At 71.2% G+C, this 13427-nt stretch carries 13 protein-coding genes; all 13 read left to right on the top strand.

From position 1 onward, the window contains the following. A partial coding sequence (locus tag H5T77_RS24290) for an ABC transporter permease (RefSeq protein WP_292653182.1) occupies nucleotides 1-936 on the top strand: 936 nt, incomplete at its 5' end. An 84-nt stretch (nucleotides 937-1020) separates the two neighbouring features. Beyond that, nucleotides 1021-2085 (top strand): substrate-binding domain-containing protein, encoded by a 1065-nt coding sequence (locus H5T77_RS24285; protein WP_292653181.1) that lies wholly within the window; start codon nucleotides 1021-1023, stop codon nucleotides 2083-2085. Between the two features lie 82 nt (nucleotides 2086-2167). Further along, nucleotides 2168-3343 carry a Gfo/Idh/MocA family protein gene (locus tag H5T77_RS24280; protein WP_292653180.1) on the top strand — a complete coding sequence of 392 codons (1176 nt, stop codon included), beginning with the start codon at nucleotides 2168-2170 and terminating at the stop codon, nucleotides 3341-3343. A gap of 57 nt (nucleotides 3344-3400) precedes the next feature. Next, nucleotides 3401-4207: a ThuA domain-containing protein gene (locus H5T77_RS24275; protein WP_292653179.1), complete on the top strand. Its 807-nt coding sequence runs from the start codon at nucleotides 3401-3403 to the stop codon at nucleotides 4205-4207. Further along, nucleotides 4207-5379 (top strand): inositol-3-phosphate synthase, encoded by a 1173-nt coding sequence (locus H5T77_RS24270; protein WP_292653178.1) that lies wholly within the window; start codon nucleotides 4207-4209, stop codon nucleotides 5377-5379. Before H5T77_RS24275 ends, H5T77_RS24270 begins: the two co-directional genes overlap by 1 nt. Next, the gene (locus H5T77_RS24265; RefSeq protein WP_292653177.1) at nucleotides 5376-6224 is read left to right on the top strand and encodes an SCO3242 family prenyltransferase; all 849 of its coding nucleotides are present in this window, start codon (nucleotides 5376-5378) and stop codon (nucleotides 6222-6224) included. Before H5T77_RS24270 ends, H5T77_RS24265 begins: the two co-directional genes overlap by 4 nt. Next, nucleotides 6221-7090 carry a sugar phosphate isomerase/epimerase family protein gene (locus tag H5T77_RS24260; protein ID WP_292653176.1) on the top strand — a complete coding sequence of 290 codons (870 nt, stop codon included), beginning with the start codon at nucleotides 6221-6223 and terminating at the stop codon, nucleotides 7088-7090. Before H5T77_RS24265 ends, H5T77_RS24260 begins: the two co-directional genes overlap by 4 nt. Before the next feature lie 2 nt (nucleotides 7091-7092). After that, on the top strand, nucleotides 7093-7905 hold the full coding sequence (locus H5T77_RS24255; protein WP_292653183.1) for an EboA domain-containing protein: 813 nt from the start codon (nucleotides 7093-7095) through the stop codon (nucleotides 7903-7905). Then, on the top strand, nucleotides 7905-8762 hold the full coding sequence (locus H5T77_RS24250) for a TatD family hydrolase (protein ID WP_292653175.1): 858 nt from the start codon (nucleotides 7905-7907) through the stop codon (nucleotides 8760-8762). The genes H5T77_RS24255 and H5T77_RS24250 overlap by 1 nt, the downstream gene beginning before the upstream one ends. Beyond that, the gene (gene eboE / locus H5T77_RS24245; protein ID WP_292653174.1) at nucleotides 8759-9943 is read left to right on the top strand and encodes a metabolite traffic protein EboE; all 1185 of its coding nucleotides are present in this window, start codon (nucleotides 8759-8761) and stop codon (nucleotides 9941-9943) included. The genes H5T77_RS24250 and eboE overlap by 4 nt, the downstream gene beginning before the upstream one ends. After that, on the top strand, nucleotides 9940-11313 hold the full coding sequence (locus H5T77_RS24240; RefSeq protein WP_292653173.1) for an alkaline phosphatase family protein: 1374 nt from the start codon (nucleotides 9940-9942) through the stop codon (nucleotides 11311-11313). The genes eboE and H5T77_RS24240 overlap by 4 nt, the downstream gene beginning before the upstream one ends. Nucleotides 11314-11339: 26 nt before the next feature. Then, complete coding sequence (locus H5T77_RS24235; RefSeq protein ID WP_292653172.1) at nucleotides 11340-12347, top strand: sugar phosphate isomerase/epimerase family protein; 1008 nt, start codon at nucleotides 11340-11342, stop codon at nucleotides 12345-12347. A 52-nt stretch (nucleotides 12348-12399) separates the two neighbouring features. After that, nucleotides 12400-13350 carry a sugar phosphate isomerase/epimerase family protein gene (locus H5T77_RS24230; protein WP_292653171.1) on the top strand — a complete coding sequence of 317 codons (951 nt, stop codon included), beginning with the start codon at nucleotides 12400-12402 and terminating at the stop codon, nucleotides 13348-13350. The last annotated feature ends 77 nt before the right edge of the window (nucleotides 13351-13427 follow it).

Here is a 13427-nt window from a genome sequence, read left to right as displayed (position 1 = left end):
GGCCACAACCTCGGTCTGGTCCTGGCGCTGGGCCTGCTGGCAGTCATCGGCATCGCCACCGGCGGTGAGCGGTTCGCCTCGGTCGACAACGTGATGACGATCCTGCGCCTCGCCGCGGTGATCGGCGTGGTCAGCATCGGGATGACGTTCGTGATCACCGGCGGCGGCATCGACCTGTCGGTGGGCGCGCTGGTCGCGCTCTCCTCGGTCTGGTGCACGACGTTGGCCACCCAGGCGATGGCCAACGACGTCCACTGGATCTTCATCGTGACCACCGCCCTCCTGGTCGGCGCGGGCGCCGGGCTGATCAACGGGTTGCTGGTGGCGTACGGCGGGGTGGTGCCGTTCATCGCCACGCTGGCGATGATGGCCAGCGCCCGCGGTCTGGCCGAGATCATCTCGGCGCGCAAGACCCAGATCGTCAGTGTGCCGGGCTTCACCGACGCGTTCTCCCGCGACGTGCTCGGGATCTCGGTGCTGATCTGGATCTTCGCCATCGTGGCCGTGGTCGGCTGGATCCTGCTCAACCGCACCACCTTCGGCCGGCGCACGCTGGCCATCGGCGGCAACCCGGAGGCCTCGCGCCTGGCCGGCATCAACGTCCGTCGCCACACCATGCTCCTCTACGTGCTCGTCGGCCTCTGCTGCGGCATCGCCGCGGTGATGCTGATCAGCCGCACCACGGTGGGGAGTGCCACGCACGGCCAGCTCTACGAGCTCGACGCCATCGCGGCGGTCGTCATCGGCGGCACCCTGCTCGCCGGTGGGCGCGGCACCATCGTCGGCACCGTCTTCGGCGTTCTGATCTTCGCGACCCTCACCAACGTCTTCGTGCTCAACAACCTCTCGATCTCCGCTCAGGCCTTCACCAAGGGCCTGATCATCATCGCCGCCGTGCTGCTGCAGAAGCGGTTCTCACGACAGCCAGGGTCATGACCGCCCGACGCCGTCCAGCCAGCCGTTCTCGGATCTCTCGGACTCATCCGCCCCTCCACCTCCGCACGATCTAGGAGCACTTCCATGAACCTGAAGTCCCCAGCAAGATTCACCCTCGCCCGGCGCGTGGGCACCGGCTTCGTCGTCGGCCTCTCGGTGTTCGCCCTCTCGGCCTGCATCAGCAACACCCCCGAGAAGTCGGAGAACGTCGGCGGCACCTCCAACGCCGAGGCCGGCTCCAACGACGAGAAGGGCGACACGGTCGTCATCGGCTTCTCGGCCCCCGCTGCCGACCACGGCTGGATGGGTGCGATCAGCGAGCAGGCGAAGACCGCTGCCGAGGCGTACGAGGACGTCGACTTCCGTCTGGCGGAGGGCACCAACGAGGTCGGCCTGCAGATCAGCCAGGTCGAGACCTTCATCAACGACAAGGTCGACGCCATCGTGCTGCTGCCCTTCGACGGCGCCGCGCTGACGCCGGTGGCGCTCAAGGCGATGGAGGCCGGCATCCCGGTCATCAACGTCGACCGTGAGTTCAACGACCCCAACGCCGCCCGGGTCACCGTGCTCGGCGACAACTACGGCATGGGTGTCTCGGCCGGCGAGTACGTCTGCGAGCAGGCCGGCGGCAAGACCGACGCCGTCATCGCCGAGATCGCCGGTATCGACTCGCTGCCGCTGACCCAGGACCGCAGCAAGGGCTTCAAGGACGCGCTGGCCAAGTGTGACCTCGACGTCGACAACCGGGTCGCCGCCGACTTCACCGTCGAGGGCGGCGAGAAGGCCGCCTCCAACCTGCTCCAGGCCGCACCGCAGATCGACTTCCTGTGGAACCACGACGACGACCAGGGCGTCGGCGTCCTCGCTGCGATCAACAATGCCGGCCGCGACGAGTTCACCATGGTCGGCGGCGCCGGCTCGGCCAACGCGATGCGCGAGATCGAGGGTGACAAGGGTGTCCTCAAGGCGACGGTCATCTACCCCTCCACCCAGGCTGCTGACGGCATCAAGCTCGCCCGGCTCCTGGCACAGGACAAGGCGATGTCCGACCTCGTCGAGGTGACCGTGCCGCGCACGATCCAGCTGGACGCGCCGGTCGTCACCAAGGAGAACGTGGACGAGTTCCTGCCCACCGCCTTCGAGTCCTGATCGAGCCCGGCCCAGCCAGACCGCAAGATCGCTCCGCGCTCGGGCGCGGAGCGACACCACCGAAACACAGGATCGAGTTCCGATGACCGAGCAGAAAGCCACGCTCGGTGTGGGGATGATCGGCTATGCCTTCATGGGCGCCGTCCACTCCCACGCCTGGCGCAGCGCCCACCGCTTCTTCGACCTTCCCCTGACCCCGCGCATGCAGGTCGTCTGCGGCCGTGACGCGACCCGCGTCGCCGAGGCCGCGACCCGGTTCGGCTGGGAGGAGAGCGCCACCGACTGGCGTGACGTGATCGCCCGCGACGACATCGACCTGGTCGACGTGTGCACCCCCGGCGACACCCACGCGGAGATCGCGATCGCCGCGCTCGAGGCCGGCAAGCACGTGCTGTGCGAGAAGCCGCTGGCCAACAGCGTGGCCGAGGCGGAGCGGATGGCCGCGGCCGCCGCGGTGGCCGCCGAGCGCGGAGTGCGCACGATGGTGGGGTTCACCTACCGTCGGGTGCCCGCCATCGCCCTGGCCAAGAAGCTGGTCGCCGACGGCCGGCTCGGGGAGCTCCACCACGTTCGTGCGCAGTATCTACAGGACTGGCTGGCCGACCCCGAGGCCCCGCTGAGCTGGCGCCTCGACAAGTCCAAGGCCGGCTCGGGCGCCCTCGGCGACATCGGCGCCCACGTCATCGACCTGACCCAGCACATCACCGGCGACCGGATCCAAGAGGTCTCCGGGATGCTGGAGACGTTCGTCAAGGAGCGCCCGGTCGCCGAGGACTCCTCCGGGCTCTCCGCCACCGCCGGAGCCGGCCGTGGTCCGGTCACCGTCGACGACACCGCGCTCTTCCTGGCCCGGTTCGCCGGGGGAGCGGTCGGCTCCTTCGAGGCCACCCGCTTCGCCACCGGCCGCAAGAACGCGATCCGGATCGAGATCAACGGCTCCAAGGGCAGCCTCGCGTTCGACTTCGAGGACATGAACGTCCTGCACTTCCACGACGCGACCCTGCCCGACACCGAGGCCGGCTTCCGCCGGATCGTGGTCACCGAGCCCGAGCACCCGTGGGTGTCGGGCTGGTGGCCGCCGGGCCACGGCCTCGGCTACGAGCACGGCTTCACCCACCAGGTCGTCGACCTGGTCCGGGCGCTCGGCGACGACACCGCCCCGGCGCCGAGCTTCGCCGACGGTCTCCAGGTGCAGCGCGTGCTCGCCGCGGTGGAGACCAGCTCCGACACGAGGACGTGGCAGGAGATCCCCGCCTGACCCATCCTCAGCTCTCGCCTGAGACGACTCTGCCACTCAGTTCGGAAAGGACGAACCATGAAGTACGCATCGAGAAGAAACGTGATCGCAGGAGCCGGCCTGGTGGCCACGGCTGCCGTGGCTCCGGGTCTGTCGCAGGCGCCGGCCGCGAGCGTGGCCAGCTCCGGCTCGGGCGAGAGTACCTACAACGTCTTGGTGTTCTCCAAGACCGCCGGGTTCCGACACGGGTCCATCCCTGACGGCATCGTGGCGATCGAGAAGCTAGGGGTCGAACACGGCTTCACCGTGACCGCCACCGAGGACGCGGCCGTGTTCAACGACACCGACCTGGCGGCGTACGCGGCGGTGCTGTGGCTCTCCACAACGGGGGACGTGCTCGACGCGGAGCAGCAGGCCGCGTTCGAGCGCTACATCCAGGGCGGTGGCGGCTATGTCGGCGTCCACGCGGCCTCCGACACCGAGTACGACTGGCCCTGGTACGGCGGCCTCGTCGGTGCCTACTTCGCCGGTCACCCCGCCCAGCAGACCGCGACGGTGAAGGTGCGTGGGCGCAGCACCGCGGCCACGGCCGGGCTGCCGAGGCGGTGGACGCGCTGGGACGAGTGGTACAGCTTCCGCGACCGTCCGGCCGACTCGATCCGCGTCCTCGCCGACCTCGACGAACGTAGCTACGATCCCGGCCAGTTCGCCATGGGCGACCCGCACCCGATCGCCTGGTGCCACCGCTATGACGGCGGCCGCGCCTTCTACACCGGCATGGGCCACACCTCGGAGTCGTTCACCGAGCCCGCATTCCTCTCCCACCTGCTCGGCGGCATCGAGATGGTCGCGGGGGCCGCGCCGTTCCGTTGCGAGGAGGGCTGATGAGCCGGGGAGTAGGCGTCTGGCTCATCGGGGCCTGCGGCTCGGTGGGAGTCACCACGACGGTCGGCGCGCTGGCCGTCCGGGCCGGGCTCGCCGGACGGGTCGGACTGGTGGCCGAGCAGCCGGAGATCGCGGCGGCCGGGCTGCCTGCTCTCGACGACCTGGTGATCGGCGGGCACGACCTCGATGTCGAGACGCTGGTGAAGCGGGCCGAACGGCTCGCCGCGGGCGGGGTCGTCCCTGCGGGGATCCTGCCGCCGATCGCGGGCGAGCTCGCGGAGGTCGAGGGGCGGCTGCGTACGGGCTACGACCCGGCGTGCGAGGAGCCTCAGGGCGTCGCGGTCGAGCGGCTGAGCGCCGACCTGGTCGCCTTCCGTGAGGAGCACGGCCTCGAGCGAGTGGTCGTGGTCGACGTGGCGAGCACCGAGCCGCCGGCCGAGGTCGTGGCCGGCGGACCGCTGGCCGACCCGGACGCCCTCGACGCGGCGCTGGCCGCGGGGGAGTCGCCGCTGCCGGCCAGCTCGGTCTACGTCCTGGCCGCCTACCGGGCCGGCTGCCCGGTGGTCTCGTTCACGCCCAGTCCCGGGCCACGACTGCCGGTGCTCGTCACGCTCGCCGAGCGGGCCGGGCTGCCGTGGGCGGGCTCCGACGGCAAGACCGGGGAGACGCTGCTGAAGTCCGCGCTGGCGCCGATGTTCGCGACGCGGGCGCTGCAGGTCAACGCCTGGGCCTCGTACAACATGCTCGGTGGCGGTGACGGCGCCACGCTCGCCGACCCGGACAACGCACGCAGCAAGCTCGTCACCAAGGCTCAGGGGCTGGAGGCGATGCTCGGCCACCCGGTGGAGGGGCCGATGCACATCGACTACGTCCCCGACCACGGGGACTGGAAGACCGCCATCGACCACGTCTCCTTCGAGGGGTTCCTCGGGGTTCGGATGTCGCTGCAGTTCACCTGGAACGGCTGCGACTCGGCGCTCGCTGCGCCGTTGGTGCTCGACCTGGCCCGGCTCACCCTGCGCGCGCAGGAGGTGGGGGAGAGCGGACCGCTTCCGTTCGGGTTCTTCTTCAAGGACCCGGCCGGCTCCACCGAGCACCGCCTGGGTACGCAGTGGGAGGAGCTGGTCGCGTGGTGCGCCCGGGTCGGTCGAGCCGGTCAGGTGGGCGCATGACGAGCTCTGCCCGAGCCTTCGCCGAGCTGGTCCGGCTGCCGGCGGCCCTCACCGTGCCGGGGGACACCCTGGCCGGGGCGGCCGCGGCGGGTCCGTTGCGGGCCCGGTCGTTCGCGATGCCGGCCGCCTCGGTGGCTCTCTACTGGGCTGGGATGGCGCTCAACGACTGGGCCGACCGTGACCTCGACGCGGTCGAGAGGCCCGAGCGGCCGATCCCGTCCGGCCGGGTCAGCCCCCGCCAGGCGCTCGGGGTCGCTGCCGGGCTGACCGCGGCGGGTGTCGGCCTGGCCGCGCTCGTCGGAGGCCGCCCCGCGGCGGCGACGGCTGCCGCCCTCGCCGGGACGGTCTGGGCCTACGACACCGTCCTCAAGGACACCGCGGCCGGCCCGGTCGCGATGGCCGCCGCCCGAGGTCTCGACGTCCTGCTCGGGGCGAGCGCGAGCGGTCGTACGCAGGCAGGGCTGGTGCCGGCCGGCCTGCTGGCCGCACACACCGCCGGGGTCACCCTGCTCAGCCGGGGCGAGGTACACGGCGCCCGGCCACTCACCGCCGGGATCGCCGGCGGGGTCACGGTCGCGACTGCGGCCGCGGCGGCCGGACACGGGCGTGCGGCGCTACCTGTCGCTCTCGCCGCGACGTACGCGACCAGCGTCGGCTCCGCACAGCTCGCCGCGGTCTCCTCGCCGGATGCCGGCACGGTCCGCCGGGCGACCGGCGCCGGCATCCGCGGCATGATCCCGCTCCAGGCAGCGCTCGTCGCCCGCCGCTCGCCGCTGGCGGCGGTCGGGCTGCTCGTCGCCGGCCCGATCGCCAAGGCCGCCTCGAAGGTGGTGTCGCCGACATGAGCGCGTTGAGGTTCGGCTATGGCACCAACGGCATGCACAGCCACCGGCTCGAGGACGCCCTGGCCGTGCTGGCGGACCTGGGCTACGACGGGGTCGCCCTGACCCTCGACCACCTCCACCTCGATCCCTACCGACCGGACCTGACGGGCCGGGTCGCGCATGTGCGTCGCCGACTGGAGGAGCTCGGTCTCTCCGTCGTGGTCGAGACCGGGGCGCGCTACATCCTCGACCCGCGCCGCAAGCACTATCCGACCCTGCTCCACCCGGCTCCGGAGGCGAGCCGCCGGGTCGACTACCTCCACCGGGCGGTCGAGGTCGCGGCCGACCTCGGTGCCGAGGCGGTCTCGTTCTGGTCGGGCAGCCTCCCCGACGGTGTCGACGAGGACCGGGCCTGGGGCCGGCTGTGCGACGGCGTGTGGAAGGTCCTCGACCTCGCCGCCCGCCGTGGCGTCGTGTGCGCCGTCGAGCCCGAGCCCGGCCACTTCATAGACACCCTCGACGCCGTCCTCGAGCTGCGCCGGCGCCTCGACGACCCGGAGCTGCTGCGGGTCACCCTCGACCTCGGCCACGTGGTGTGCAACGAGCCGCGGGGGATGGCCGAGACCATCCGCCTGGCCGGTCCGCTGCTGGCCAACGTACAGGTCGACGACATGGTCGAGGGCGTCCACGAGCATCTGGAGCTCGGCACCGGCGAGGTCGACTTCACCACCGCGCTCGGCACCCTCGTCGAGATCGGCTACACCGGGCTCGCGGCGCTCGAGCTGCCCCGTCAGTCGCACGCCGCTCCGGTCGTCGCCGAGCGCTCGCTGGCGTTCCTGCGGGAGACCCTCGAAGCCCTCCCGCGATCCGAGGAGGTGCGCGCGTGAGCATGTCTTCGGAAGGTGACCGTGTTGGTCTCGACACGCCTCCGCCGCCCTCGCTTCGCTCGGGTGCTCCCTCGCTCGGCACGCCCGGACGAGCAAGCTCGCCGGGCGGCCTCGCTCGGTCGCATAGCGGCTCCGGCGGCTCGACCAGCGGATCTCCCGTCGGTCGAGCCGCGAGCGCCAGCGAGCGTGTCGAGACCAACACAGTCGTCGACGAGCGCCTTCTCGCCGAGTGGTGCGCCGAGATCGAGGCCGACCCGACGAGGATCCGCACCCGCTTCCCGGCCGCGGCCCGGGAGATCGGCCGCACGCCGGGCACCTCGCCGGAGCCGGGCGCGGAGCGCGTCGAGGACGTCGTACGCGTGCGGCTGCTGCTGGCGCTCGGTCGCGGCCTCGCCGACGATGCCGACAGCCTGAGCACCGAGCTGCATGATCTCTACCGCTTCGGCGACGCCGACGAGCGGCGCGCGGTCCTGCTCGGCCTCGGGCACCTCGAGGACGCGATCGGCGACCGTGCGGTCGACCTGCTTCACGACGCGATGCGAACGAACGACCCGCGCCTGGTGGCCGCCGCCATGGGGACGTACGCGGCTCGTCTGGATCCCGCCGCGTGGCGCCAGGGTGTCCTCAAGTGTCTCTTCATCGGCGTACCTCTTCGTCTGGTCGCCGGCCTCGATCCAGCCGACGATCCAGCCGACGACGAGCTGCGCCGGATGGTCGCCGACTACGCCGCCGAGCGGCGGGCGGCCGGCCGCGAGGTGCCCGCCGACGCGCTGTCCTTCCTTCCCGCCCCCACACAGACCACTCGGGAGTCCTGATGCGCATCTTCGACCCACACATCCACATGAGCTCGCGCACGACCGACGACTACGAGGCGATGTACGCGTCCGGCGTACGTGCGCTGGTGGAGCCGGCGTTCTGGCTCGGCCAGCCGCGGACCAGCGTCGACTCGTTCGTCGACTACTTCGACGCGCTGGTCGGCTGGGAGCGGTTCCGGGCCTCACAGTTCGGCATCGCCCACCACTGCACGATCGCGCTGAACCCGAAGGAGGCCAACGACCCGCGCTGTACGCCGGTGCTCGACCTGCTCCCGCGCTATCTCGCCAAGGACGGGGTCGTCGCGGTCGGCGAGGTGGGCTTCGACTCGATGACGGAGGACGAGGAGAAGGCGTTCAGCCGTCAGCTGGAGCTGGCCCGTGAGTTCGCGCTGCCCGCGATGGTGCACACGCCCCACCGCGACAAGCTCGCCGGGACCCGCCGCACCCTCGATCTGGTCGCGGCGGCCGGGATGGAGCCCGGGATGGTCGTCGTGGACCACCTCAACGAGGTGACCGTCGACGTCGTCGACGAGGCGGGCGCCTGGATGGGCTTCTCGATCTATCCCGACACCAAGATGGACCCCGACCGGATGGTGGCGATCCTCCAGCGCCGCGGCCTCGACCGGGTGCTGGTCAACTCCGCCGCCGACTGGGGCAAGAGCGACCCGCTGCGCACCAGGGCGACCGGCGAGGCGATGCTCGCGGCCGGCTTCACCGAGGACGACGTCGACCGGGTGCTGTGGCGCAACCCGGTGGAGTTCTTCGGCCAGAGCGGACGACTGCTGCTCGACGTACCTACGGCCGACCAGGGCGCCACCTTCGCCGGCAACTCGCTGCTGCGAGGTGAGCGCGGATGAGGTTCCGGCATCGTGACGGCACGGTCGTCCATCTCGGCTACTGCAGCAACGTGCACCCCGCCGAGGACGTCGACGGCATCCTCGACCAGCTCCGCCGCTACGCCGGCGAGGTGCGGGCCCGGCTCGGCGTACCGCGTCTCGGCCTCGGGCTCTGGCTGCCCGCCGCGACCGCCCACCAGCTCGCCGGTGACCCGGCCACCCTCGAGCGGCTCCGGGCCGGGCTGGACCGGCACGGCCTCGAGGTCGTCACCCTCAACGCCTTCCCGTACGGCGGGTTCCACGCCCCGGTGGTGAAGCGCGACGTCTACAGCCCGGACTGGTCCACCCGCCGACGTCTCGACTACACCCTCGACTGCGCCCGGGTGCTGGCTGCGCTGCTGCCCGACGACGCCGTCCGCGGCAGCATCTCGACCCTTCCGCTGGGCTGGCGCACCCCGTGGTTCACCGATCGTGACCGGGCCGCCCGGGAGCTGATCGGCGAGCTCGCCGACGGGCTGGCCGGCATCGAGGCCGAGCACGGCCGGCCGGTGCGGGTCGGCTTCGAGCCGGAGCCCGGCTGTGTCGTAGAGACGACCCGCGATGCGGTGACCCGCCTCGCCGGGCTCGCTCCGGAGTATCTCGGGATCTGTGTCGACACCTGCCATCTCGCCACTCAGTTCGAGGACGCCACCGAGGCTCTCGACCGGCTCCACGTGGCCGGACTTCCCGTCGTCAAGGTCCAGGTCTCCGCGGCGCTGCATGCCGACGACCCGAGCGACCCGGCGACCCGGGAGGCCCTGGCCTCCTACGCCGAGGACCGGTTCCTGCACCAGACCCGTGAACCGCGCGGGGGACGGGTGGACAGCCGCGACGACCTGCCCGAGGCTCTCGGCGGCCATCGTCCGTTGCCGGCCGAGCATCCGTGGCGGGTTCACTTCCACGTACCTCTTCATGCCGATCCTGCGCCGCCGCTGCGCAGCACCCGTGACCACCTGGCGGGCACGCTCGACGCGCTCCTGGGCGGTCCGGTGGCACACACCGACCACCTCGAGGTCGAGACCTACACCTGGGGAGTGCTGCCCGAGAAGGTGCGTCCTGACGGGGACGCCGGACTGGTCGCGGGCATCGCGGCCGAGCTGGCCTGGACCCGCGACCGGCTCCTCGACTCCGGTCTCGAACTTCTGCAGGAGGCATCGGCATGAGCGACAACCCGAACGAGAAGCTGCTGGTCATCGACGTCGTCGGGATGACCCCCGAGCTGCTCCGGCACATGCCGCGGGTGCGGCAGGTGGGGGAGTCGGGGTTCACCGCCGAGCTCGGCACGGTGCTCCCTGCGGTCACCTGCTCGGTCCAGTCGACCTTCCTGACCGGAAAGCTGCCGAGCGAGCACGGCATCGTCGGCAACGGCTGGTACTTCCGCGACCTCGGCGAGGTGCTCCTGTGGCGCCAGCACAACGCGCTGGTGCGGGGCGAGAAGCTGTGGGACATCCTCCGGCGCCGGCGACCGGGCGCGAAGGTCGCCAACATCTGCTGGTGGTACGCCATGGGAGCCGACGTCGACACCACCGTCACCCCGCGCCCGGCCTACCACGCCGACGGCAAGAAGTCGCCGGACTGCTGGACCTGGCCGCCCGAGCTGCACGAGACCCTCACCGACGAGCTCGGCCCGTTCCCGCTCTTCACCTACTGGGGGCCCACCGCCTCCATCAAGAGCTCGGCCTGGATCGTCGCGGCCGCCCGCAAGGTCATGCCCGACCACGACCTCACCCTGGTCTACGTGCCGCACCTCGACTACGACCTGCAGCGGTTCGGCCCTGACAGCCCGCAGGCCGCCCAGGCCGCCCGCGACGTCGACGCCACGCTGGCGCCGCTGCTCGACGACGCCGAGGCCGCCGGCGTCCGCGTCGTCCTGCTGAGCGAGTACGGCATCACGCCCGCCTCCCGCCCGGTCGACGTCAACCGGCTGCTGCGCCGCGAAGGCCTCCTGCACGTCCACCACAACGCCACCGGGGAGCTGCTCGACCCGTGGACGTCGCGGGCCTTCGCCGTCGCCGACCACCAGATCGCCCACGTCTACATCAAGGATCCCGCCGACATCGAGCGGGTGCGGACTCTGTTGACCGGCCTCGACGGCGTCGCCGAGGTCCTCGATCGCAGCGGCCAGGCGGCGTACGGACTCGACCACGAGCGTGCCGGCGAGCTCGTCCTGGTGGCCGAGGCCGACGCCTGGTTCACCTACTACTACTGGCTCGACGACGCGAACGCGCCCGACTTCGCCCGCGGGGTCGAGATCCACAAGAAGCCGGGCTACGACCCCGCCGAGCTGTTCCTCGATCCCGAGGACCGCTGGGTCAAGCTGCGCGCCGCCACCACCCTGGCCCGCAAGAAGGCCGGGCTGCGCTACGCCATGAGCGTGGTGCCGCTCGATCCCGCCCCGGTCTCCGGCAGCCACGGCCGGCTGCCGGACACCCCGGAGCACGGTCCTGTGCTCATCTGCTCGGAGGCCTCCGCCAAGCGCGACCGGTTCGAGGCCACCGAGGTCCGCGACCTGCTCGCATCCCTGCTCGCCTGAGCTGCTCTCCCTGAGGAAGGACAACCATGACCCGACCGATCACGCTCTTCACCGGCCAGTGGGCCGATCTGCCGTTCGAGGAGGTGTGCCGGCTCGCCTCCGGATGGGGCTACGACGGCCTGGAGATCGCCTGCTGGGGCGACCACCTCGACGTCTGGCAGGCCGCCGAGGACGAGACCTACGTCCAGGAGAAGCTGGACCTGCTGAAGAAGCACAACCTCGAGGTCTTCACGATCTCCAACCACCTCAAGGGCCAGGCGGTCTGCGACGACCCGATCGACCAGCGTCATCAGGACATCCTGCCCGCCAAGATCTGGGGCGACGGCGACCCCGAGGGCGTACGCCAGCGGGCTGCCGAGGAGATGAAGATGACCGCCCGCGCGGCGAAGAACCTCGGCGTCAAGACCGTGGTCGGCTTCACCGGCTCCGCGATCTGGAAGTACGTCGCGATGTTCCCGCCCGTCTCCCAGGAGACGATCGAGGCGGGCTATCAGGACTTCGCCGACCGGTGGAACCCGATCCTCGACGTCTTCGACGAGTGCGGGGTGCGGTTCGCCCACGAGGTTCACCCGTCCGAGATCGCCTACGACTACTGGTCGACCGTCGCGACGCTGGAGGCGATCGGCCACCGGGAGGCGTTCGGTCTCAACTGGGACCCCAGCCACATGGTGTGGCAGCAGGTCGACCCGGTGGGCTTCCTGTGGGACTTCCGCGACCGGATCTACCACGTGGACTGCAAGGACACGAAGATGCAGACCGGCAACGGCCGCAACGCCCGGCTCGGCTCCCACCTCGCCTGGGCGGACCCCCGGCGCGGCTGGGACTTCGTCTCGACCGGCCACGGCGACGTCCCGTGGGAGCAGTGCTTCCGGATGCTCAACGCCATCGGCTACGACGGCCCCATCTCGATCGAGTGGGAGGACGCCGGCATGGACCGTCTCGTCGGCGCCCCCGAGGCGCTCGAGTTCGTCCGCCGGCTCGCCTTCGACGCCCCCGACGCCGCTTTCGACGCCGCGTTCAGCACCAACGACTGAACCCCCTGGTCCCCGGCCGCTCTGGCCGGTCACTGCAACCGAGAGGAACACCATGTGTTACGGATTCGACGGTGAGGGCGCGCTGCGCCGATCACTCGCCGAGCGAGGCCTGAGCCGCCGCTCGATGCTCAAGGGCGCCCTGGGCGCCGTCGCCGGTGGCGCCGCGCTGGCTGCCGCACCGGGCCTGCTGTCGCCGGCCGCTGCGGCGGTCTCCGGCGTCCGCCGCGTACCGCCGGGCCGGATCAGCATCCAGCTCTACACGCTGCGCAGCGTGATGCAGGGTGCCGGCGTCGACCGGACCCTGGCGACCCTGGCCGACCTCGGCTACCCGCGGGTCGAGCTCGCCGGTCTCTACGGCCGGACGGCCGCCGAGCTGCGGGGCACCCTCGACTCGCTCGGCATCCGGTCCTCCTCGAGCCACGACGGCATCAGCGGCTCCCCTGCGGCCCTCGAGGCCAAGCTCGACAACGCCGAGACCATGGGCCAGCGCTTCATGAACGTGCCCTACCTGGCGTCGAGCTCGCTGGCCGACTGGCAGCGGTGGGCGGAGCAGATGAACGTCGAGGCGCAGGCGGCGAAGGCTCGCGGGATCGCCTACGGTTACCACAACCACGCCCACGAGTTCACGACCGACCTGGGCGGCGGAGTCACCCCGTGGGACGTCTTCACCCGCGAGCTCGACCCGGCCTACGTCCACTACGAGATCGACCTCTACTGGGCGGTGACGGGTGGGGTGAACCTCGGCATGTCCAACGACGACGCCATCGACTTCGCCATCGACACCATCAAGTGCTCTCCGCAGTCGGTGCTGCAGTACCACGTCAAGGACCGTCACCCCGGCACCGGCGACCACTGCGACCTCGGCACCGGGTTCATCGACTTCTCGAAGATCTTCGCCGCCCACAGGGTGGAGGAGTACATCGTCGAGAACGACACCCCGGAGGTCACTCCGGTGCAGACCGCCGAGGTGGGCTACTCCTACCTGCGCCGCCTGCGCTACTGACGTACGCCGGTTGAGGGTTGTGAAGCCGGGAAGCACGCGCTCACCAACACCGCCAGCCGGCCTCGGTGAACCCTCCG

The organism is Nocardioides sp., from assembly GCF_014360585.1.
GTDB lineage: Bacteria > Actinomycetota > Actinomycetes > Propionibacteriales > Nocardioidaceae > Nocardioides.
This window is presented reverse-complemented; position numbering and strand designations above follow the sequence as displayed.